A 21939-nucleotide genomic window follows, 5' to 3' on the forward strand; every position below is an offset into this window, starting at 1 on the left:
TTTAGATTCTCGGTCACCGGCCAGGGAGGCCATTGGTCCCTTCCTCTGCCTGGAATCCGCCATGAGCGCATTGCAACCGTCCCGTTCCTACCGCATCACCGGTTATTCTCCCGCCATCAGCAATGGCTATCGCCAACGCCTGTTCTCCATGGGGCTTCTGCCCGGCGCGGCGCTGCGCGTGGTGCGCATCGCCCCGCTGGGCGACCCGATCCAGGTCGAGACCCGCCAGACCAGCCTGGCGCTGCGGCGCAAGGACCTCGCCCTGCTGACCCTCGTCCCGCTCGACTGACCCCGCCCGGAATCCCCATGACCGCATTGACCCTCGGCCTGATCGGCAATCCCAACTCCGGCAAGACCACCCTGTTCAACCAGCTCACCGGCTCGCGCCAGCGGGTCGGCAACTGGGCCGGCGTCACCGTGGAGCGCAAGGAGGGTGCGTTCCACACCGCCCGCCACGCGGTACGCCTGGTCGACCTGCCCGGCACCTATTCGCTGACCAGCGTTTCCGCCCAGGCCTCGCTGGACGAGCAGATCGCCTGCCGCTACATCGCCAGCGGCGAAGTCGACGTGCTGGTCAACGTGGTGGATGCGGCGAACCTGGAGCGCAACCTGTACCTCACGGTGCAGTTGCGGGAGATGGGCATCCCCTGCATCGTCGCGCTGAACATGCTCGACATCGCCCGTAGCCAGCGCATCCGCATCGATATCGACGGTCTGGCGCGGCGTCTCGGTTGCCCGGTGGTGCCGCTGGTGTCCACCCGCGCCGATGGCATCGACGAACTGAAGGCGGCCATCGACTCCCTGCAGCTCCCGCAGGCGGCGCTGGCGGTGGATTACCCGCCGGCCATCCAGGCGCAGGTCGGCTACCTCCTGGAAACGCGCGCTCCGGCGGCCTCGGCCATCGAGCCGCGCTGGCTGGCGTTACAGGCGCTGGAAGGCGACATCTTCAACGGCCCGGCGCTGGGCTTGCCGCCCGCCACCCTGGAACAGGCGCGCCAGGGCTGCGGCGAGGAGCCCGAGCTGGCGATCGTCGATGCGCGCTACCGACTGATCGGCGAGATCTGTGCGGCGGTCTGCGACCACCAGCAGGCGCAGCCGCACCGGATGACCCAATGGCTCGACCGGATCGTCCTGAATCGCTGGCTGGGCCTGCCGATCTTCCTGCTGGTGATGTACCTGATGTTCTTCTTCGCCATCAACATCGGCGGGGCGCTGCAACCGATCTTCGACAAGGGCTCGTCGGCGATCTTCATCGACGGCATCCAGTGGCTGGGTATCCGCTTCGGCCTGCCCGATTGGCTCACGGTGTTCCTCGCCCAGGGCATCGGTGGCGGGGTCAACACGGTGTTGCCGCTGGTGCCGCAGATCGGCTTGATGTACCTGTTCCTCTCGCTGCTCGAGGATTCCGGCTACATGGCCCGCGCGGCCTTCGTCATGGACCGCCTGATGCAGGCGCTGGGCCTGCCGGGCAAGTCGTTCGTGCCGCTGATCGTCGGCTTCGGCTGCAACGTGCCGTCGATCATGGGCGCGCGGACCCTGGACGCGCAGCGCGAGCGGCTGATCACCATCATGATGGCGCCGTTCATGTCCTGCGGCGCGCGCCTGGCGATCTTCGCCGTGTTCGCCGGGGCCTTCTTCGGCCAGGGCGGCGCGCTGGTGATCTTCTCCCTGTACCTGCTCGGCATCGTCGTGGCGATCCTCACCGGGCTGCTGCTCAAGCACACCTTGATGCGCGGCGAGGCCTCGCCGTTCGTCATGGAGCTGCCGCTGTACCATGTGCCACACCTTAAGAGCCTGCTGCTGCAGACCTGGTCGCGCCTGCGCGGCTTCGTGGTGCGGGCCGGCAAGGTGATCATCCTGGTCAGCCTGGTGATCGGCGGCCTGAACAGCATCACCCTCGACGGCAAGCCGGTGCAGGGCGACATCGGCCATTCCGCGCTGGCCAGCGTCAGCCAGCGTCTCACTCCGCTGCTGGCGCCGCTCGGGGTGCAGCCGGACAACTGGCAGGCCACCGTCGGCCTGGTCACCGGGGCGATGGCCAAGGAAGTGGTGGTCGGCACCCTGAACACCCTCTACACCGCCGAGCAGATCCAGGGCGAGGCCTTCGACTACGAAGGCTACGACCTGCCCGGGCAACTGCGCGACGCCCTGGTCGAAACCTGGGACGGCCTGGTCGATACCTTCAGCCTCAGCGTGCTGGCCAACCCGGTGGAGGCGAGCATGGCCGACGGCGACATGGAGACCGGCTCGATGGGCACCATGGCGAGCAAGTTCGGCAGCCCCATCGCGGCCTACAGCTATCTGGTCTTCGTCCTGCTCTACGTGCCCTGCGTGACCGCCATGGGCGCGATCGCCCGGGAAAGCAGCAAGGGCTGGATGGCTTTCTCGGTGCTCTGGGGGCTGAACGTCGCCTACTCGCTGGCGACCCTCTGCTACCAGGTCGCCACCTTCGCCGCGCACCCCGAGCGTAGCGTCCTGACCATCGCCGTGGTGCTGCTCTTCAACCTGATCCTGATGACCTGCCTGCGTCTGTTCGGCCGCGAGCAGGTACTGCAACTGCCAGGCCGAATGGCCGATGCCCCGAGCGGGCAGGGAGGATGTCACTGATGGCGACACTCATGCAGATCCGCGCCGCCCTGGAAGACGGCCAGGTGCGTGGGCTGAAACAGCTCAGCCGCCAGGTGGACGCGCCGCCGGCGCTGGTGGAGGCGATCCTGGAGCGGCTGATCGCGCTCGGCAAGGTCGAGCGGGTGGCTGCGCAAAGCTCGGGCGGTTGCGGCGGCGGTTGCAAGGGCTGCGCCCAGCGCGATCCGTGCGCGGAGCCGGAGCCGTATTTCCGCCTGCGCTAGACGGGCTCTTCCTGGCTGGCGCGATCAGGCCAGGGTCGGATAGTCCAGGTAGCCTTCGGTACCGCCGGTATAGAAGGTTTCCGGGCGCGGCGGGTTCAGTTCGGCGCCCTGGCGCAGGCGTTCGACCAGGTCCGGGTTGGCGATGAAGGGGACGCCGAAGGCCACCGCATCGGCGTCGCCCTTCGCCAGGATGGCGTTGGCGCTGTCGAGGGTGAACTTCTCGTTGGCGATGTAGGGTCCGCCGAAGGCTTTCTTCAGGGCTACGCCGATGCTGTCGTCGGCCTGCGCTTCGCGGGCGCAGATGAAGGCGATGCCGCGCTTGCCCAGCTCACGGGCGACATGGCTGAAGGTTTCCAGGCGGTTGGAATCGCCCATGTCGTGGGAGTCGGCACGCGGCGCCAGGTGTACGCCGACGCGCTGGGCGCCCCATACGGAGATCGCCGCGTCGGTGACTTCCAGCAGCAGGCGCGCGCGGTTCTCGATGGAGCCGCCGTAGCGGTCGGTGCGCTTGTTGGTGCTGTCCTGGAGGAACTGGTCGAGCAGGTAGCCGTTGGCGCCGTGGATCTCCACGCCGTCGAAGCCGGCGGCCTTGGCCCGCTCGGCGCCCTGGCGGTAGGCCTCGACGATGTCGGCGATCTCCTCGGTGTCCAGCGCGCGCGGGGTGACGTAGGGACGCTTCGGGCGCACCAGGCTGACGTGCCCCTCGGCGGCGATGGCGCTCGGCGCCACCGGCAGCTCGCCATTCAGGTAGAGCGGATCGGAAATCCGCCCGACGTGCCAGAGTTGCAGGAAGATGCGTCCGCCGGCGGCGTGCACCGCCTTGGTCACGTTGCTCCAGCCACGGACCTGGTCATCGGACCAGATGCCGGGGGTGTCGGGGTAGCCCACGCCCATCGGCGTGACCGCGGTGGCCTCGCTGAGGATCAGGCCGGCATCGGCGCGCTGGGCGTAGTACTCGGCCATCAGGGCGTTGGGCACGCGTCCTTCATCGGCGCGGCAGCGGGTCAGCGGCGCCATGACGATGCGGTTGGGCAGCTCGAGGTCGCCGAGCACGATGGGATCGAACAGAGTAGCCATGGAACATCCTCCACTAGGGAATAGACGGACAGGGGATCAATCGAGGACCGGCTGCGCCTGGGCGCGGCCGTTTCCGGAAAAGGCGATCAGGGTGGCCAGCAACGCCAGCGCGGCCAGCGCGGCGGCGGCCAGCGGCACGCGGGTCAGGCCCAGGCCGTGGTCGATGACGCTGCCGCCGACCCAGGCGCCGAGCGCGTTGCCGACGTTGAAGGCGCCGATGTTCAGGGTCGCCACCAGGTTCGGCGCGGCATGCCCGACGCGGACCACGTTGACCTGCAGCGCGGGCACCGCGGCGAAGGCGGCGGCGGCCCAGAAGAACAGGGTGATTTCCGCCGGCAGCAGGGCCTGGCTGGTCCAGCTGAACAGCGCCGAAACCAGTGCCATGGCGGCGAACACCGCGGCCATGGTGGTGCCCAGGCGCCAGTCGGCGAGGCGGCCGCCGATCACGTTGCCGACGGTCAGGCCGACGCCGATCAGCAGCAGGGTCCAGGTCACGCCGCGCGGGCTGACCCCGGTGACTTCGCCGAGCAGCGGTGCGACGTAGGTGAACAGGGCGAACATCGAGGCGGCGAACAGCACGGTGGTGCCCAGGGCCAGCCACAGCGACGGGTTCTTCAGCGCGGACATTTCCTGGCGCAGGTCGACCTTCTCTTCCTCGCGGTCGTTTGGCAGCACCCTGGCCAGGCCGACGAAGGCGACCACGCCGATCAGGGTCACCACCCAGAAGGTCGCGCGCCAGCCGGCTTCCTGGCCGAGCGCGGTACCCAGCGGCACGCCGAGCACGTTGGCCAGGGTCAGGCCGGTGAACATCAGGGCCACGGCGGAAGCGCGGCGGTTCGGCGCCACCAGGCTGGCGGCGACCACCGAGCCGATGCCGAAGAAGGCGCCATGGCAGAGCGCGGTGACGATCCGCGCCAGCATCAGCAGGCCGTAGTTGGCGGCCACCGCGCAGAGCAGGTTGCCGACGATGAAGATGCCCATCAGCGCGAGCAGGGCTTTCTTGCGTTCCAGGCGGGCGGTGGCCATGGCCATCAGCGGGGCGCCGAAGGCCACGGCGAAGGCGTAGCCGCTGATCAGCCAGCCGGCGCTGGGAATGGATACCCGCAGGTCGCCGGCGACCTGCGGCAGCAGGCCCATGATGACGAATTCGGTGGTACCGATGGCAAAGGCGGATAAAGCGAGGACGAGAAGAGACGCCGGCATCGGTCGAGCTCCTGGACTGCGAGGTGGTGGGGTGGAAGCGAGTGCTGCTTACAGCTCGTCGCCGAGTTGGTCGAGGAAGGCCTGGATGGTCTCCTCGTTGCGCTTGAAGAAGTTCCACTGGCCGACCCGGCGGCTGGTCACCAGACCGGCGCGTTGCAGGGTGGCGAGGTGTACCGATACGGTGGACTGGGAGAGACCGGTACGCTGGTCGAACTTGCCGGCGCAGACGCCGATCTCGAACGGGTGGTCCTGCTCGACGAAGTACTTCTCCGGTTCCTTCAGCCAGCGCAGCATGTCGCGTCGCACCGGGTGGGAGAGAGCCTTGATGATTTCGTCGATGTCCAGTGGCATGGCGGTGGTCCGTTGGCCGTCCATATCGGGTTGGGACGAACTATATATCGGTGTGGGACGATATGGGGATCGATTGCGACGATAGTCGCTATCGACAGGGCTGATGACGATGATCGAAACGACCGTTCCGTCCCTGGGGTAAGCTAGCCCGCATGAACTACCTCGCGCATCTCCACCTCGGCGGCCCGCAACCGGCCCAACTGCTCGGCAGCCTGTACGGCGACTTCGTCAAGGGCCGCCTGCAGGGACAATGGCCGGACGAGATCGAGCGGGCCATCCAGTTGCACCGGCGCATCGACGCCTTCACCGACAGCCACCCACTGGTGCATGCGGCCAAGCGGCGCTTCCCGCTGGAGCGCCGGCGTTTCGCCGGCGTCCTGCTGGACGTGTTCTTCGACCACTGCCTGGCGCGCGACTGGAACGACTACGCCGACGAACCGCTGCCGCAGTTCGTCGAGCGGGTCTACGGCACCCTGCGCACCGCCTCGCCGCTGCCGGAGCGCCTGGCGCGCATCGCGCCGCGGATGGCGGCCCAGGACTGGCTGGGCAGCTACCGCGAGTTCGCGGTCTTGCGCGAAGTGCTGGGCGGCATGTCGCGGAGGCTGTCGCGACCGCACCTGCTGGACGGTTCCTGGGAAGAACTGGCCCAGCGCTACGATGACCTGAGCGCGGATTTCCGCGCCTTCTACCCGCAACTCCAGGCTTTCGCCCTGAGCCAGCGCTGAGCCTGGCGCAGCGGCCATTGGCCCGGCCGGCGGAATCACCTATCAATTGTTTCAGTCCGAAGCATCCGCTTGATGCACATCAACCGGCAGCGGTCGCGTCGATCGTTCAATGGGGCCGACGTTCAACGCTCTGCCAATGGAGGTGGAAGATGAAACGAATCCTGGTGGCGACCGACCTGTCCTCGCGTTCCGAGCTGGCGGTCATGCGCGCCGCGGCGCTGGCCAAGGCGAGGAATGCCGAACTGACCGTGCTGAACGTGCTCGACGACGACCAGCCGCCGGTGCTGATCGCGCCGCAACGGCTGGCCATCGCCAACCTGCTGGAAGTGAACGGACAGGCCCTGAAGGAGCGCCTCGGCGTCGAGTCCAAGGCGATCGTGCGGGTCGGCGATCCGGTGGTGGTGATCAACGCGGTGGCCGAGGAGATCGGCGCCGACCTGCTGGTGATGGGCGCGCACCGGCACACGCCGCTGCGCGATCTGTTCATCGGCACCACCCTGGAGCGGGTGGTACGCAATGCGAAGATCCCGGTGCTGCGCGCGGCCGGTGCGCCGGAAGAGGAGTACCGCCGGGTGCTGCTGGCGCTGGACTTCTCGCCGACCTCGACGCGCGCGGTGCAGATGGCCGGCCAGCTCGGCTTCCTCGACGCCGCCAGCCTCACCGCGCTGCATGCCTTCGAGCCGTTCGCCAAGGGCATGATGCGTTATTCGGGGATCAAGGAAGACCGCGTCGAGCATTACGTCGACCAGGAGGAACTCAAGGCCAACGTCGAGCTGCGCGACTACGTCGCCGGCCTGGGGCTGGGCCGCGAGGACATCCAGTTGCGCGTCGGCGAAGGCTTGCCGATCAACGTGATCATGACCGAGGTACGCCGCCAGGCGCCGCAGTTGACGGTGCTCGGCACCCAGGGGCTGACCGGCTTCCGCCGCGCGCTGATCGGCAGCGTGGCCGAGGCGGCCCTCGGCGACCTGCCATGTGACGTGCTGGCGGTGCCGCCCAAGCGCGACTAGGCGGCGCGCCGGGTTTCCGTAGGGGCGGCAGTGCCGAACAGCGCCAGGCGCACCGCCTGCTGGGCCTGGCGGGCCAGTTCGGCGCGGTCCAGGCCCTGGCTGGGGATCGGTTCCAGCAGCTGGATATGCACGCTGCCGCGCTCGCCGCGCAGCAGGCGGCCGAGGTGGCTGAGCAGGTCGTCGTCGCCGATGAACGGCGCCTGCGCATCGGGCACGCCGTCGCGGCGGTAGCTGATCGCCACCGGCTGCACCGCCACGCCGGCTTCCAGGGCGCTGGCCATCAGGCGACCGTGGAAGGTGCGCAGGCTTTCGCCGTTGGTGGTGGTCCCTTCCGGGAAGATCAGCAGGTTGCGTCCGCGGTGCAGCTGTTCGGCCAAGCGCTGGTTGATCAGCCGGCTGTCGCCCGAGCCGCGGCGGATGAACAGGGTGCCGGCCTTTTCCGCCAGCCAGCCGGCCAGCGGCCAGGCACGCACCTCGGCCTTGGACAGGAAGGTCAGCGGCGCCAGGGCGCCGAGCAGCGGGATATCGGTCCAGGACACATGGTTGGCTACCCACAGCATGGGTTGCCGGGGCGCTTCGCCGCTGACCCTGACCTCGAAGGGCAGGGCCGCGCAGAGGCGCGCCAGCCACCAGCGGGTCAGGCGCTGGCGCAGCGGCGTGACGTCGGCGCCGGGCAGCCGCTCGCGCAGGCTGACCCAAGCGGCCAGGCCCAGTCCGAGCGCGACCAGCCCGAGCAGGCGGGCGCTGCGCAGCAGCAGGCGCAGCCGCGCCATCAGACCGCCGCCTTGAAGTGGCGGGCGTAGCGCGGGCAGAGTTCGTCGCGCTTGAGCAGGATGAACACGTCGGCGACCTGGAAATCCGGGTCCCAGCAGGGCTCGCCGCAGATCTTGGCGCCCAGGCGCATGTAGGCCTTGAGCAGCGGCGGCAGCTCGGCGGTGAGGTTTTCCGGGACGTCCAGCGGCGGCAGCGGGTTCTTCGGCTCGGCCTGCAGGTAGTCGGTGCACAGGTAGCGTTCGCGCAGCCGCTGCATCACCGCCTTGGCCTGCATACCGCCGTCGCGCATGGGAATGCTGGCGCAGCCCATCAGGTAGCGGTAGCCGCCCTCGTTGAGGACCTCGGCGAGTTCGCCCCAGAGTACCGCGATGGTGGCGCCGTTGCGGTATTCGGGAGCGACGCAGGTGCGGCCGATCTCCAGGACCGGGCCGTGCAGGGCGTCGAGGCCGGAGAGGTGGAACTCCTCTTCGCTGTAGAAGCGCCCGAGGCGTTCGGCGGCGCGATGGTCGAGCAGCCGGGTGGTGGCCACCAGGGCGCCGCTGTCGAGGTCGCGGACGCCGATGTGTGCGCAGTGACGGTCGTAGTCGTCGCGGTCGAGGCCGTCTTCGGCGCCTTCGAGCTTGGCGTCGAACTCGGCGCTGAATACGCGGTAGCGCAGGGCCTGGGCCTCGCGCAGGGCGCGGGCGCCGTTCAGGCGCTCGGCCTTCAGGCGGCGTCCGGCGACGGGTTCGCGGGTAATGGCGGTCTGGGTCATGCCTGGGCCTCCTTGGGCCGGCGCCGCGGGTTGCGGCCGCTCGGCTTTGTTGTGCAAGCTCAGGCTAGGAAGGCGCGGTGTCACCCCTGTGACAGGGGCGTGATGCTTGTATGACATTGTCGCCGGATGTAACGCGCCGTTGTTCAACGCTGGCACCCTCGGCAGGATGCCGGTTCCGACACATTCCACACTGGAGTCCGCCATGTCCTGGCAACGCTTGCTCGGCCCGCTCGACCGCCTGCCCACCGAAGGCTCCCTGGAAGACTGGCACGCCGCCGCCCTGGCGCGCGCCGACGGTCTTGGCACCCTGGAGCGGGCGGTGCTCGGCGGACGTTTGGCGGCGAGTCCGGGCCTGGCCTTCCTCGCCGGCTACCAGGCGGCCCTGCGCGCGCTCTGGCCGGCGGCGCCGGAAGGTCTCGGCGCGCTGTGCGTGACCGAGAAGCGCAGCGTGCGCCCGGCGGACCTGCAGACCCGCCTGGAGGGGCTGGTCCTGCATGGACAAAAGGATTTCGTCACCGCTGGCGACAGCGCCTCCTGGTGGCTGGTGGCCGCCCGCGACGAGGCGCCGGGGCAGCCGCCGCGACTGTCGATGACGGTAGTCTTGGCCGGCGCCCCGGGGGCGCGCCTGGAGGCGTTGCCGGCGCTGCCGCTGATGCCGGATGTGCCGCATTCCCGCCTGTTGCTCGACGGTGCCCATTGCGAGCGCCTGCCCGGCGATGGTTGGGACGACTATGTCAGGCCGTTCCGCCTGCTGGAGGATGTCCATGTGCTGGCGGCGCTGGTCGGCTGGCTCTATGGGGTCGGCCATGAATGCGGCTGGCCCTCGCCGCTGCTGCTGCGCCTGGCCGGCATCCTCGGCGGCTGCGCCGAGGTCGCGCGGCATCCGGTCGCCTGCGTCGGCACCCAGGCGGTACTGGCTGGGCTGTTCGAACAGTTCTCGGCGCTGGAGGGGCAACTGGATGCCGCCTTCGCCGCCAACGCCTCGACCTGGGAGGCATTGTGGCAACGCGATCGCGGCTTGCTGGCGATTGCCAACGGGGCCCGCAAAGTTCGCCTGGAGAAGGCCTTGACCCGCCTCGGGCTTGACCCAGGTCAGTGAGGCGCCGCGCCGCAGGCGCTTACCCTGCGCAGCATCCGGCGAGGAATGCTCCTCGGCGCCTGCACAGAGTAGATTTCACCGACCATGCGACGCGAACCGATCGTGCTGTTCGACAACGGCAGCCACCAGTGCCTGTGTTTCGATGACCTCGTCAGCGGCGAAGGGGTCCAGTCCAACCAGTTCCTGATTGTCGACAACGGCCAGTACCTGCTGCTCGATCCTGGCGGCGACCTGACCTACACGCCGCTCTCGCTGGAATTGTCGAAACGCTTTCCGCTGCAGGAGCTGGACTACATCTTCGCTTCGCACCAGGACCCGGACATCATCGCCGCCCTCGACAAGTGGCTGCTGCACACCCGCGCCCGGGTGATCTGCTCCAAGCTGTGGGCGCGCTTCCTGCCGCACCTGACGGCCAACTACCTGGCGGTCAGCCATGGCATCAACACCTACGACCGGGTCATGCCATTGCCCGACCGCGGCCAGGCGATCGCTCTCGGCGACTGCTCGCTGAAGGCGATCCCCGCACATTTCCTGCATTCGGTGGGCAACTTCCAGCTCTACGACCCGGTGAGCAAGATCCTTTTCTCGGGCGACATGGGCGCCTCGCTGGTGGACGACGCCGCGCCGGTCAGCGATTTCGCCGCGCATATCCAGTACATGGACGGATTCCATCGCCGCTACATGGCGGCGAACAAGATCTGCCGCCTGTGGGCGCGGATGGTCCGGGACATGGATGTGGAGATGATCGTGCCGCAACACGGGCGGCCCTTCGTCGGCAAGGAAATGATCAGCGCCTTCCTCTACTGGATCGAGAACCTCGAGTGCGGCATCGACCTGCTCGGTCCGGACGACTACCGCATGCCCGGCTGAGTCCGCGCTTCCTGGCGTCATCGACGCCATGCTAGGGTTGCCCCTCGACCGTCGAGAGGGCCCGCCGATGCCCGCTTTGCCGTTGTCCCGCCGCGCCCTCGCCGCGCTGGCCCTGGTATTCGCCCTCCCTGCCCTGGCCGAAGACTGGCCCGACACCGACTGGCCCCGTGCCCAACAGCCCGCGGGGCCGGCGCTGGAGGCATTCGAGCGCTATGCCTTCGGCCGTCGCGACGATGTTCGTCGCAAAGGCATCCGTACCGACGCGGTAGTGGTGATCCGCGACGGTCGTCTGGTCTATGAGCGCTACGCCGGCCCGAGCCGTGCCGAGACCCCGCACCTTACCTGGTCGGTGAGCAAGAGCCTGCTCGCCACGCTGCTCGGCGTCGCCGAGGGCGAAGGGCGCTTCCAGCTCGACGACCCGGTGGCGCGCTACTACCCGCCGTTCGCCCGTCATCCCGAGGTGACGTTACGCCACCTGCTGAACTGGTCTTCCGGGCTGGACTGGCAGGAGGACTACGAGTTCGCGCCATTGAAATCCTCCGTAGTGGCGATGCTCTACACCCGTGGGCGTGACGACATGGCCGGCTTCGTCGCCGAGACCCCGCCGGCCCGGCCGCCGGGCCGGCGTTTCCGCTACTCCAGCGGCGACAGCAACGTGCTGGCGGCGGCCCTCCACGGCATGCTCGGCGCGGACTATGCCGAGTACCCCTGGCGCGCGCTGTTCGAGCCGCTGGGCATCCGTTCGGCGGTATGGGAGCGGGACGCCGCCGGCACGTTCGTCGGCTCGTCGTACGTCTACATGAGCGCTCGCGACCTGGCGCGCGTCGGCCTGCTGATGCAGCGCCACGGGCGCTGGCGCGAGCGGCAACTGCTGCCGCTGGCATGGGTCGAGTTCAACCTGACGCCCTTCGCCCGCTACCGGCCAAGCGCGGAAGAGGAGGGCGAGGCGGTGCCGGGCGGCCAGTGGTGGTTGAACCGTGCGGTGAAAGGCGCGCCGGCGCCCTGGCCGGACGTCGCCGAGACCGCCTTCGCCGCGCTCGGCCACTGGGGCCAGGCGCTCTACGTGCTGCCCGAGGAGAAGCTGGTGATCGTGCGCTACGCCGACGACCGCGACGGGCGTTTCCGTCACAACGAATTCCTGCGCCTGGCACAGGCGGCGTTCGCCGGGGAGGCGCGGCCATGATCCGTCGCCATCCCTTGCTCTTCCTGTTCGTCCTGGGGCTGCTCGCCGCCCTCGCGTGGGCCTGGCAGAACCGCATCCACCTGGCGGCCTTTCCCGCCATCATCGGCGCCTACACGGCCAAGGAGTACTGCTCCTGCCGCTACGTGATGGGGAACTCCGCGGACTATTGCCGGGCCTATACCCAACAGTACGTGCCGATCAGCGGCTTCTTCGACGACGAAGCCCGCCGCCGGGTGACCGCCCGCGGCCTCGGCAGTACGCAGACGGCCGCCTGGCTGGGCCCGCGCGAGGGATGCCGGCTCATGCCCGAGGCGGACAGGCTGCCGGACTGACCGGCGGCGCATGTCGGGGCGCGGGGCGAGGGACGGCGCCGGCCCGAAGCCGGAGGTGGAATGCCTGTTGTATTGTGTGTCCTGTTGTTGCTCCTCAGCCCGCTGCTGTCGGCGGCGGAATGGCAACTGGAGCCGGATTACTCGCGGATCAGCTTCGTTTCCGTGAAACGCGCGAAGATGGCCGAGGTGCAGCGCTTCGACCGTCTCAGCGGCCAGATCGACAAGCAGGGCGTCGCGCGCATCGTGGTGCCGCTGGGCACCCTGGACAGCGGCCTGGCCCTGCGCGACGAGCGAATGAAGGACAACTTCTTCGAAACCTCGCGCTTCCCCGAGGCCACCGTGGAGAGCCGCCTGGACATGGCCGGCTTCGACGACCTGCGGGTCGGCCAGTCGCGGGTCGAGAAGCTCGACTTCACCCTCGACCTGCACGGCCAGCAGCGCCGCCTGAAGGCCGACGTGCTGGTCACCCGCCAGGGCGAAGGGCTGGTCCAGGTGGCGACCCTGGAGCCGGTGCTGCTGAAGCTGCTCGACTTCGACCTGGAAGAGAAGCTCAAGCCCTTGAAGGACATGGCCAATATTCCCTCGATCACTCCCGAGGTACCGGTGTTCGCCGTGCTGAACTTCCGCGAAGTGCCGCCGGAACAGTTCTGACGCGCCGGTGCAGGGCGGCGCGGGCCTTGGGTTCCACCCAGTGGAACCGCCTTCCGTTGTCCTTCGCCGCGCGCCGCGCTTAGCTGTGACCACGCCCGGCCGGCCTTGCGTCCGGGCCTCCCGCCAACAAGACCGGAGCGCAATCCGGCCAGAGGAGAGACGGCATGGCTCGACATCGACACATCGTGGCCTGGCTCGAGGAGGTCGCCGACGACCTGCGTAGCCTGCGCCAGGACATCCACGCCCATCCCGAACTGGGCTTCGAGGAGCGACGCACCGCCGCGCTGGTTGCCGAATGCCTGCGCGGCTGGGGCTACGAAGTGCACGAAGGGATCGGCTGCACCGGCGTGGTCGGCGTCCTCCGCCAGGGCGACGGCACGCGGCGGCTCGGCCTGCGGGCGGACATGGATGCGCTGCCGATCGACGAGGCCACGGGGCTCGGCTACAGCAGCTGCCACGGCGGGCGCATGCACGCCTGCGGCCACGACGGACACACCGCGATGCTGCTCGGCGCGGCACGCTACCTGGCGGCGACGCGGCGTTTCGACGGCACCCTGGTACTGATCTTCCAGCCCGCCGAGGAAGGCCAGGGCGGCGCCGAGGCGATGCTCGCCGATGGGCTGCTGGAGCGCTTTCCCTGCGATGCGCTGTTCGGCATGCACAACATGCCGGGACTGGAGGCCGGGCACCTGGGCTTCCGCGCGGGACCGATGATGGCTTCCCAGGACCTGCTGAGCGTCACCCTGGAGGGCGTCGGTGGCCACGGTTCGATGCCGCACTTGAGCGTCGATCCGCTGCTCGCCGCGTCGAGCGCGGTGATGGCCCTGCAGAGCGTGGTGGCGCGCAACGTCGATCCGCAGAAGGCCGCGGTGGTCACGGTCGGTGCATTGCAGGCCGGCGAGGCGGCCAACGTCATACCCCAGCGCGCCGTGCTGCGCCTGAGCCTGCGGGCGCTCGACGGCCAGGTGCGCGAGCAGGTGCTGCAGCGGGTTCGCCAGATCATCGAGTTGCAGGCCGCCAGCTATGGGTGCCAAGCCAGCATCGAGCACTACCCGGCCTATCCGGTGCTGGTCAACAGCGTCGAGGAAACCGAGTTCGCCCGCCAGGTCGGGGTCGAGCTGGCCGGCGCGGAGCAGGTCGACGGCGACACGCCGAAGCTGATGGGCAGCGAGGACTTCGCCTGGATGCTACAGCGCTGCCCCGGCAGCTACCTGTTCATCGGCAACGGCAGAGGACGGCCGATGGTGCACAACCCGGCCTATGACTTCAACGACGACATCCTGGTCCGGGGCGCGGCCTATTGGGGCGCGCTCGCCGAGACCTGGCTGGCCGCCCCCGCGGCGTCCGGCCTTCGACTGACTGCCGCCAATAACGGCGCGGCCTGAGCCGCGCCGGCATTCCCCCGGTTACCAGGAGATTCCCATGCACGCTTGCCCGAGCGGTACCTCGCGTACCCGCCAGGTGGCGGCTGCCGTGATCGGCAACGCCCTGGAGTGGTACGACTTCATCGTCTACGGCTTCCTTTCCAGCCTGATCGCCAGGCTGTTCTTCCCCTCCGGCGACGAGTACACCTCGCTGCTGATGGCCCTGGCCACCTTCGGCGTCGGTTTCTTCATGCGTCCGGTCGGTGGGGTCCTGCTCGGCCTGTATGCCGACCGCAGGGGACGCAAGGCGGCGATGCAACTGATCATCCTGCTGATGACGCTGTCCATCGCGATGATCGCCTTCGCCCCGACCTACGCGGCGATCGGCGTCGGCGCACCGTTGCTGATCGTGATCGCGCGAATGCTGCAGGGTTTCGCCACCGGCGGCGAGTACGCCAGCGCCACGGCTTTCCTGGTGGAAAGCGCGCCGCCGCACCGGCGCGGTCTCTACGGTTCCTGGCAATTGTTCGGCCAGTGCCTGGCGGTGTTCGCCGGTGCGGGGATGGGCGCGCTGGTCACCCATTGCCTGGACGCCGAGTCCCTGGAGAGCTGGGGCTGGCGGGTGCCGTTCCTGTTCGGTCTGCTGATCGGTCCGGTGGGATTGTGGATCCGCCGCTACATGGGCGAGACCGAGGCCTTCCTCGAAGCCATCCGGGAGCCCGGCGAGCGCCAGGGGCTGCTCGGCGTGCTGCGCGAATACCGGCGCAGCGTGCTGGTGAGCATGGGCCTGACGGTGATCGGCACGGTGTCCTTCTACGTGGTGCTGGTGAACATGCCGACCTTCGCCCACAAGCAGTTGGGCCTGCCGCTGGACGAGGTGTTCATGGTGCAGATGGCGGCGGTGGCGCTGATGACCCTGGTAATCCCGTTGGCTGGGGGACTCTCCGACCGGCTCGGGCGGCGCCCGGTGCTGTTGGTCGCGACCCTGGCCTTCATGCTCATGGTCTATCCGCTGTTCGCCTGGGTCGCCGCGGCGCCGAGCCTGGGGCGCCTGCTGCTGATGCAACTGTTGCTGTGCACGGCGATCGGCGGCTTCTTCGGCCCGGCGCCGACCGCGGTGGCCGAGCAGTTTCCGGTGCGGGTGCGTTCCACCGGCCTGGCGGTGGCGTATAACCTGGCGGTGATGCTGTTCGGCGGTTTCGCCCCGTTCATCGTCACCTGGCTCACCGAGGTCGGCGGCTCGCCAGTGGCGCCGGCGTTCTACGTGCTCGGCGCGGCCTTCCTCGGGCTGCTCGCCACCCTCTATCTGCGGGAGGGCGCGACGCCCGCCCCGCGCCCCCGTGAACCGGCCCTGGGCAAGCCGGCAAGGAGTCTGTGAATGAGCGCCACCCGCCATCGAAGCGACGGCCACGAGGAAATCGTCGCGCTTGACGCGCTGCCGCTGTCCGCGGCGATCCGCCGACGCGAACTGTCCTGCCGCGAGGTCATGCAGGCCTACCTGGCGCAGATCGAACGGTTCAACCCGCGGGTCAACGCCATCGTCTCGCTGCAGGCGGAAAGCCGCCTGCTCGCCCAGGCCGACGAGCGCGACCGGCAACTGGCGCGCGGCGAATGGCTGGGCTGGATGCACGGCATGCCGCAGGCGATCAAGGACCTCGCCGCCACCTCCGGCATTCCTACCACCCTGGGTTCGCCGCTGTTCGCCGGGCAGGTGCCGGAGCACGACGCAATCGTCGTCGAGCGGGTGAAGAGCAGCGGTGCGATCGTCATCGGCAAGACCAACGTACCGGAGTTCGGGCTCGGCTCGCAGACCTACAACCCGCTGTTCGGCACCACCCGCAATGCCTACGATCCGGCGCGGATCGCCGGCGGCAGCAGCGGTGGGGCGGCGGTGGCGCTGGCGCTGCGCATGCTGCCGGTGGCCGACGGCAGCGACATGATGGGTTCGCTGCGCAACCCCGCCGCCTACAACAACGTCTACGGCTTCCGCCCGTCCCAGGGACGGGTGCCGCACGGCCCGCAAGCGGAACTGTTCGTTCAGCAACTGGCCACCGAAGGCCCGATGGGGCGCAGCGTGGCCGACCTGGCCCGGCTGCTGGCCACCCAGGCCGGCTACGATCCGCGCTGTCCGCTGTCGTTGCGCGACGATCCGCGCAGGTTCGCCGACGACCTCGGGCGCGACTTCCGCGGAGCCCGGCTCGGCTGGCTCGGCGACTACGCCGGCTACCTGCCGATGGAGGAGGGCGTGCTGGAGCTTTGCGAAGCCGCGCTGGGCGATTTCGCCGAGCTGGGCTGCGACGTCGAGGCGTGCCTGCCGGACTATCCCCTGGAGCGCCTGTGGCGCACCTGGCTGGTCCATCGCCAGTGGCTGGTGCAGGGCTCGCTTGGCGAGCTTTACGCCGATCCCGCACGGCGCGTCCGACTCAAGCCGGAGGCGCAGTGGGAAGTGGAGTCCGGGCTCGGCCTCGGCGCCGCCGAGGTCTATCGCGCCTCGCTGGATCGCAGCGACTGGTATCGGGCGCTGGCGCGTCTGTTCGAACGTTACGATTTCCTCTTGCTGCCCAGCGCCCAGGTGTTTCCTTTCGATGCAGAAACGGCGTGGCCGCGGCAGGTCGCCGGGCGACCGATGGACACCTATCACCGCTGGATGGAGGTGGTGATCGGCCCGACCCTGGCCGGTTTGCCGGCGATCAGCGTACCGATCGGCTTCGGCGCGGCGGGCCTGCCGATGGGATTGCAGATCATCGGCCCGGCGCAGGCCGACCTGGCGGTGCTGCAACTGGCCCATGCCCACGAGGGCCTGACCCGTTGGGTCAGCCGCCGTCCGCCGGCGATGCTCGAGGCTCCAGGGGGAATCGACTAGGCCGCGGAGCAATGCTGGCGTATTCGCAGACTCTTCCTACATGACCTGGGCCTGCATCTTGCTTTGCCATAACGGTCTGTCGACGGTGGAGGTGTCGTCATGCCGGAAAGAGAAGAGGCGGGAACCGTGCGTTCGGTGGAGCGGGCGCTGGCGATCCTCGATCTGCTGGGCCAGCACCAGGCGCTGGGGCTCGAGGAACTGCATTACCTGACCGAACTGCCCAAGGCCACGGTGTCGCGGCTGCTGCATACCCTGCTGGAGCAGGGCTGGCTGTACCGCGGCTTGACCGACCGGCGCTACCGGCTGCGTTCCACCCGCCTCTACGGTGACGCCGCCGAGCGCTTCCGCTGCCAGGTGGTGGAGCGTTCCGCGCCGCTGCTGGTGGAGTTGAGCGAGCGCACCGGGCTGGTCGCCGATTTGTCGATTCTCGACGGCGACCGCCTGCTGGTGGCGGAAAGCTCGGTGCCCGGCGTCCTGCGCAAGCGCTACCCGGCCAACCGGCTGGTGGTCGGCCAGCACGCCAGCCTGTTCCATTCGGCCATGGGCAAGGCCTGCCTGGGCGAACTGGCAGACAGCGAGGTGCGCCGCCTGGCGCGCCAGCACCAGGTAGACGAGGACCTCTGGTTGCGCACCCGCGAGCAGGCCCACGGCCAGGGCTACGGCGAGCGTACCGAGGGACACTGGGAGTATCCGGTGCGCCTGCCGTTCCTGATCCGCGCGGTGGCCTTGCCGGTACGCGCCCAGGGTCGCCTGCTCGGCAGCGTGGCGCTGCACTGGCCGCGCGACCAGGATTGCGTCGAACGGGTGCGCCGCCGGCACCTGGGAACCCTGGCCGATACCGTCAGTCAGTTGCAGCACGCGCTCGACTGACGCGGGAGTTTGCCTGCTCCCAGGCGGCCGGTTTAAGGTGGCGCCGGACGCAAAGGGAGCCCGCATGCACAAGTTGATCTGCCTCGGCCTGGCCCTCCTGGCCTTGCCGGTCCAGGCCGCCTGGTACCTGGACTACGAGTCGTCGCGACTCAGTTTCATCTCCACCAAGAACGCTACCCTTTCGGAAGTCGGCCGCTTCCTGGTCATGCACGGCAAGGTCGACGACAAGGGGCAGGCGCGCCTGCGCGTCGAGCTGGACTCGGTGAGCACCGACATCCCGCTGCGCGACGAACGCATCCGCGAGCATCTGTTCGAGACCAAGCGCTTCGCCGAGGCGGAGATCACCGCCCAGCTCGACCTGGCGCCGATCGTCGAGCTGGCCGACGGCGTGCAACTGGAAATGCGCCAGCCGGTGACCGTCAGCCTGCACGGCAAGCGCAAGAGCTACGCCAGCGACCTGTTGGTGACCCGCCTGGACGAGCATCGCTTCCAGGTGGTGACCCTGTCGCCGCTGGTGCTGGACGCCGCCGACTTCGACCTCGCCCCCGGCATCGAGACCCTGCGCAAGCTGGCCGGCGCCGGCAGCATCGGGCTCTCGGTGCCGGTCGGCGCCGTGCTGATCTTCACTTCGCGGTGAGCGGCCCGGTCTTTCCCTGGCGCAGCGACAACCGCTTCGCCCTGCTCAATGACGGCGTGCGGTTCTTCCCGCGCATGCTGCTGGCCATCGAGGCGGCGCAGCGGAGCATCGAGCTGGAGCTGTACCTGGTGGAAGACGGGCATTGCGCCGAACTGTTTCTCGTCGCCCTGCTGGATGCCCGCCGCCGGGGCGTCGCCGTGCGCTGCCTGTTCGACGGCTTCGGCTGCCTAGGCCTGGGCAGCGCCTGGATCCAGCGCCTGCGCGAGGCCGGCGGCGAACTGCGGCTGTACAACCCGCTGCGCTGGAAGCTGACTGGCGGCAATCTCTACCGCGACCATCGCAAGCTGCTGCTGGTGGACGGGCGCCTCGGTTATGTCGGCGGCGCCGGGATCACCGACGAATTCTGGGAACCGGTCAGCGACGTCAGCGCCTGGCGCGAGGTGATGGTCGAGATGGACGGCCCGGTGGTGGCGGACTGGGCGGCGCTGTTCGAGCGGCAATGGCTGGCCTGTCTCGAAGAGAAAGCCTGGAAGCCCCGCGAGGGCATGACCCTTACCCGCCTTCCGCCGCAGCCGGGGGCGGCCCGTGGGTTGGGCCGGGTGGCCTACGCCGACGCCCGCCAGCACCGCGACATCCTGCAATCGCTGGTCCGCGCGCTGAACGGCTCGCGCCGACGGATCTGGCTGGCGACGCCGTACTTCCTGCCGACCTGGAAGGTTCGCCGGGCCCTGCGCAAGGCCGCCCAGCGCGGCGTGGAGGTGCGCCTGCTGCTGGCCGGGCGGCTCACCGACCACGCCCCGGTGCGCTATGCCGGGCAGCGCTACTACCCGCGCCTGCTGCGCGCCGGCGTGCGCATCCACGAATACCAGCCGCGCTTCCTGCACCTGAAGATGGTCATGGTCGACGATTGGGTGAGCGTCGGCTCCTGCAACTTCGATCATTGGAATCTACGCTTCAACCTCGACGCCAATCTCGAGGCCCTCGACCCGGACTTCACCAATGAGGCGGCGGCGAGCCTGCTGGCGGACTTCGCCGACAGCCGCGAGGTGACCCTGGCGATGTGGCGCGCGCGACCCCTGTGGATGCGCCTGCACCAGCGCCTGTGGGGTTGGCTGGACCGGGTAGTGGTGAATTTCCTCGACCGCCGGCGCTAGGGAGCGGCCGTTCGTAGCCGCTGGCCGGCCCGGTGAAACTTGCCGGGGAGCTTGCGGGTCTACCCCGGACCGCCCATTACAATGACAAAGGAGAGATGCGTGGCAACGCCCGACTCCAAGGAACGTTTCATCGGACTGGAATGGTTGCGCTTCCTGCTCGGCCTGTACGTGGTGGTGTACCACACCCTGCATACCTATCCGAAAGAGCAGAAGTTTCCCGGTCTCGACGAACTGACCAGCTTGGGGTTCTTCGCCACCAGTACCTTCTTCGTGCTTTCCGGCTTCCTCCTGGCCCATGTCTACGCACGCAGCGGCCGGTTGCGCGAAAGCGCCCGCAGCTTCTGGACCAAGCGACTGTCCAATCTCTATCCGCTGCACCTGTTCTCCCTGCTGCTGTCGATCCTGGTGCTGCTGGCCCTCAGCCACCTGGGAATCGGTCCCGAGCTGGACAAGGCCACCCCGCGCTTCGTCATCTACGACACCAACGAAGTGCTCGGCCGCACCCACCCGGAACTCTTCCTGCACTGGATGAGCAACACCGAACTGTTCGTCAACAGCATCCTGCAGATCCTCCTGCTGCAGGCCTGGAATCCCTATTACCTGACCTTCAACGCGCCGTTGTGGTCGCTGTCGACGCTGATGTTCTTCTACCTGGCGTTTCCCTTCGTCGCCCCGCGGCTGATGCGCAGCCGGCACAAGTGGAAGGTGCTGGCGCTGGTCTGGCTGGTCTACCTGATCCCGCCGGCGCTGGTAGTGGCCAGCGAGAGCTACGGGATCCCCTGGACCGGCCTGCTGCACCGCAATCCGTTGCTGCGCCTGCCGGAATTCCTTGGCGGCATCCTGGCCTACGGGTTGTTCCGCGGCTACCGCGACCGCGGCATGGTGCCGGGACGCGGCCTGCTGGCCGCGCTGGTGGCGCTGGTGGTGGCGGCCTTCCTGGTGGCCGACTACCTGTTCACCCAGGGCGCCAAGCATTGGTACTTCCTGCTGCACAACGGCCTGCTGCTGCCGGCCCAGTTGCTGCTGGTGTGCCTTTGCGCGCTGCCCGCCGACCCGAAGAGCGCTTTCGTCCGCCACTGGTCGCCGCGCCTGGGGGCCGCCTCGCTGTCGCTGTTCGCCCTGCATGTGCCGATGTTCACCCTGTTCTCCCGTAGCGAGCGCCTTATCGCCGTGCCGGGGCGTTGTCTCGACGACTGGCGCGCCTGCACCGAGGCGGCGGCCGCGCTGCCATCGTCGCTGCTCTACTACCCGCTGTTCCTGGTCCTGCTGGTGGCGTTCTGCGTACTGTTCCAGGAGCGCGGCGTGGTGCCGGTGCGCAAGTGGCTGGTGCGCCGGCTGATGCCGGCGCCGGCGCTGGCCAAGGTGCCGCGCCCGGCCTGAGGCCGTTCTCCCGGCGAACCGGACTTTCGACGGGTGGCAGGCCCGGCCCGGCTGGTTATGCTGCGCGGATAACCATAAGAAGAGGGATGGAGCATGCTGCGCAGCCTGTCGCTGGCCCTGTCGATCGTCGCGAGCCTGGTCGGCTGCAGCACGCCCGGCGCGTTCTTCGGTGCGGTGGACGGACCGGCCTTCGTCGCCCATCCGAGTGCCGATGCCAGCCACGCCACCGTCTACCTCTACCGTCCGCGGAGCCAGTGGGCGGACGAGGAACTCGAGGCGCCGGGGATCTTCCTCAACAACGAACTGATCGGCAGCCTGCCGAGCAACGGCTACCTGGCGTTCGAGTTCGAGACCGGCAGCTACAAGCTGGAAATGCGCCGGCCGTTGGCGGGCAGCTTCTGGACCCTGTTCGCCGACGGTCCGATGGATTTCACCCGCATCGCCAGCTTCATGCTCGAGGCCAGGGCCGGCTCGGTCTACTACCTGCGCTACGACGAACTCAACCCGCCACCGAAGAGCGAGCACCCGGCGGGTGAGGGCGATGGCCCGCTGCAATTGGTGGCGGCCGATCTCGGCGCTGCGGAAATCGGCGCTACCCACCAGGTCCAGGAACCCATGCAGTTCGCCGCCAGCGGCTACCGGAAACGCGTGCAGCGCTCGTTCTGGGAAGGCGTCGGGCGGGCCCTGGACAAGATCGGCATCTGAACCCGGCACGCGTGTAGTAACCGTCTATTACCCGCGTCCCCCTGCGGATTGGCTACCTTAGGTGCATCCCCGGTATGACCGGGCCCTG

General features: G+C 68.8%; 23 protein-coding genes. 18 read left to right on the plus strand and 5 right to left on the minus strand.

Going from position 1 to position 21939, the window contains the following annotated elements; all coding sequences use genetic code 11:
* Positions 1–61: 61 nt before the first annotated feature.
* From feoA to HMPREF2924_RS31505, 3 genes are read left to right on the plus strand one after another with little or no spacing between them, the layout of a single operon-like run.
* A complete protein-coding gene (gene feoA / locus HMPREF2924_RS31495) occupies positions 62–289 on the plus strand; it encodes a ferrous iron transporter A (RefSeq protein WP_003103819.1) in 228 nt (75 codons plus the stop codon).
* Between the two features lie 17 nt (positions 290–306).
* Positions 307–2607: a Fe(2+) transporter permease subunit FeoB gene (gene feoB / locus HMPREF2924_RS31500; RefSeq protein WP_023094988.1), complete on the plus strand. Its 2301-nt coding sequence runs from the start codon at positions 307–309 to the stop codon at positions 2605–2607.
* On the plus strand, positions 2607–2849 hold the full coding sequence (locus HMPREF2924_RS31505) for a FeoC-like transcriptional regulator (RefSeq protein ID WP_003134682.1): 243 nt from the start codon (positions 2607–2609) through the stop codon (positions 2847–2849). Before feoB ends, HMPREF2924_RS31505 begins: the two co-directional genes overlap by 1 nt.
* 24 nt (positions 2850–2873) lie before the next feature.
* Here the strand turns inward: HMPREF2924_RS31505 and HMPREF2924_RS31510 are convergent, their stop codons facing one another.
* The 3 genes from HMPREF2924_RS31510 to pyeR are packed head-to-tail and all read right to left on the minus strand — an operon-like array spanning position 2874 to position 5480.
* The gene (locus HMPREF2924_RS31510) at positions 2874–3926 is read right to left on the minus strand and encodes an alkene reductase (RefSeq protein ID WP_003093980.1); all 1053 of its coding nucleotides are present in this window, start codon (positions 3924–3926) and stop codon (positions 2874–2876) included.
* 36 nt (positions 3927–3962) lie between these two features.
* Positions 3963–5129 (minus strand): MFS transporter, encoded by a 1167-nt coding sequence (locus tag HMPREF2924_RS31515; RefSeq protein WP_003103801.1) that lies wholly within the window; start codon positions 5127–5129, stop codon positions 3963–3965.
* A gap of 48 nt (positions 5130–5177) precedes the next feature.
* Positions 5178–5480 (minus strand): ArsR family transcriptional repressor PyeR, encoded by a 303-nt coding sequence (gene pyeR / locus HMPREF2924_RS31520; protein ID WP_003093978.1) that lies wholly within the window; start codon positions 5478–5480, stop codon positions 5178–5180.
* Positions 5481–5632: 152 nt separating this feature from the next.
* On the opposite strand from pyeR, the gene HMPREF2924_RS31525 reads away from it, so the two are divergent.
* Entirely contained in the window at positions 5633–6205 is a 573-nt protein-coding gene (locus HMPREF2924_RS31525) for an acyl carrier protein phosphodiesterase (protein ID WP_003093976.1), read from the plus strand.
* Positions 6206–6354: 149 nt separating this feature from the next.
* Entirely contained in the window at positions 6355–7215 is an 861-nt protein-coding gene (locus HMPREF2924_RS31530) for a universal stress protein (protein WP_003093974.1), read from the plus strand.
* On the opposite strand, the gene olsA is transcribed toward HMPREF2924_RS31530, so the two are convergent.
* Both olsA and olsB read right to left on the minus strand, forming a co-directional pair.
* Positions 7212–7988, minus strand: a complete 777-nt coding sequence (gene olsA / locus HMPREF2924_RS31535) for a lyso-ornithine lipid O-acyltransferase (RefSeq protein WP_003134666.1) — start codon at positions 7986–7988, stop codon at positions 7212–7214. The two genes, HMPREF2924_RS31530 and olsA, sit on opposite strands and share 4 nt — an antisense overlap.
* Positions 7988–8743: an L-ornithine N(alpha)-acyltransferase gene (gene olsB / locus HMPREF2924_RS31540; protein ID WP_003093970.1), complete on the minus strand. Its 756-nt coding sequence runs from the start codon at positions 8741–8743 to the stop codon at positions 7988–7990. Before olsB ends, olsA begins: the two co-directional genes overlap by 1 nt.
* A gap of 202 nt (positions 8744–8945) precedes the next feature.
* Here olsB and HMPREF2924_RS31545 point away from each other — a divergent pair, with 202 nt between their 5' ends.
* The 13 genes from HMPREF2924_RS31545 to HMPREF2924_RS31605 all read left to right on the plus strand — a co-directional run bounded on the left by HMPREF2924_RS31545 (position 8946) and on the right by HMPREF2924_RS31605 (position 21851).
* A complete protein-coding gene (locus HMPREF2924_RS31545; protein WP_003093969.1) occupies positions 8946–9842 on the plus strand; it encodes an acyl-CoA dehydrogenase middle domain-containing protein in 897 nt (298 codons plus the stop codon).
* 84 nt (positions 9843–9926) lie between these two features.
* A complete protein-coding gene (locus tag HMPREF2924_RS31550; RefSeq protein WP_003093967.1) occupies positions 9927–10712 on the plus strand; it encodes an oxygen-binding di-iron domain-containing protein in 786 nt (261 codons plus the stop codon).
* Positions 10713–10779: 67 nt separating this feature from the next.
* Positions 10780–11895, plus strand: coding sequence for a serine hydrolase domain-containing protein (locus tag HMPREF2924_RS31555; RefSeq protein WP_023094987.1), 1116 nt, complete (start codon positions 10780–10782; stop codon positions 11893–11895).
* Positions 11892–12227: a hypothetical protein gene (locus HMPREF2924_RS31560; RefSeq protein WP_003093963.1), complete on the plus strand. Its 336-nt coding sequence runs from the start codon at positions 11892–11894 to the stop codon at positions 12225–12227. Before HMPREF2924_RS31555 ends, HMPREF2924_RS31560 begins: the two co-directional genes overlap by 4 nt.
* A gap of 60 nt (positions 12228–12287) precedes the next feature.
* Complete coding sequence (locus tag HMPREF2924_RS31565; RefSeq protein ID WP_003093959.1) at positions 12288–12878, plus strand: YceI family protein; 591 nt, start codon at positions 12288–12290, stop codon at positions 12876–12878.
* Positions 12879–13042: 164 nt separating this feature from the next.
* A complete protein-coding gene (locus HMPREF2924_RS31570; RefSeq protein WP_003134659.1) occupies positions 13043–14263 on the plus strand; it encodes a M20 aminoacylase family protein in 1221 nt (406 codons plus the stop codon).
* A 37-nt stretch (positions 14264–14300) separates the two neighbouring features.
* Positions 14301–15620, plus strand: a complete 1320-nt coding sequence (locus HMPREF2924_RS31575) for a citrate-proton symporter (RefSeq protein WP_003093955.1) — start codon at positions 14301–14303, stop codon at positions 15618–15620.
* Complete coding sequence (locus HMPREF2924_RS31580) at positions 15621–17105, plus strand: amidase (protein ID WP_003093953.1); 1485 nt, start codon at positions 15621–15623, stop codon at positions 17103–17105.
* Positions 17106–17204: 99 nt separating this feature from the next.
* Complete coding sequence (locus HMPREF2924_RS31585; protein ID WP_003093951.1) at positions 17205–17975, plus strand: IclR family transcriptional regulator; 771 nt, start codon at positions 17205–17207, stop codon at positions 17973–17975.
* Positions 17976–18039: 64 nt separating this feature from the next.
* On the plus strand, positions 18040–18612 hold the full coding sequence (locus tag HMPREF2924_RS31590; RefSeq protein WP_003093949.1) for a YceI family protein: 573 nt from the start codon (positions 18040–18042) through the stop codon (positions 18610–18612).
* A gap of 74 nt (positions 18613–18686) precedes the next feature.
* The gene (locus HMPREF2924_RS31595) at positions 18687–19766 is read left to right on the plus strand and encodes a phospholipase D-like domain-containing protein (protein ID WP_003120863.1); all 1080 of its coding nucleotides are present in this window, start codon (positions 18687–18689) and stop codon (positions 19764–19766) included.
* A gap of 99 nt (positions 19767–19865) precedes the next feature.
* Positions 19866–21146: an acyltransferase family protein gene (locus HMPREF2924_RS31600; RefSeq protein ID WP_003112774.1), complete on the plus strand. Its 1281-nt coding sequence runs from the start codon at positions 19866–19868 to the stop codon at positions 21144–21146.
* A 93-nt stretch (positions 21147–21239) separates the two neighbouring features.
* Complete coding sequence (locus tag HMPREF2924_RS31605; RefSeq protein ID WP_003101143.1) at positions 21240–21851, plus strand: DUF2846 domain-containing protein; 612 nt, start codon at positions 21240–21242, stop codon at positions 21849–21851.
* Positions 21852–21939: the final 88 nt, after the last annotated feature.

The organism is Pseudomonas sp. HMSC063H08 (assembly GCF_001813645.1).
In the GTDB taxonomy this organism is placed as follows: domain Bacteria; phylum Pseudomonadota; class Gammaproteobacteria; order Pseudomonadales; family Pseudomonadaceae; genus Pseudomonas; species Pseudomonas aeruginosa.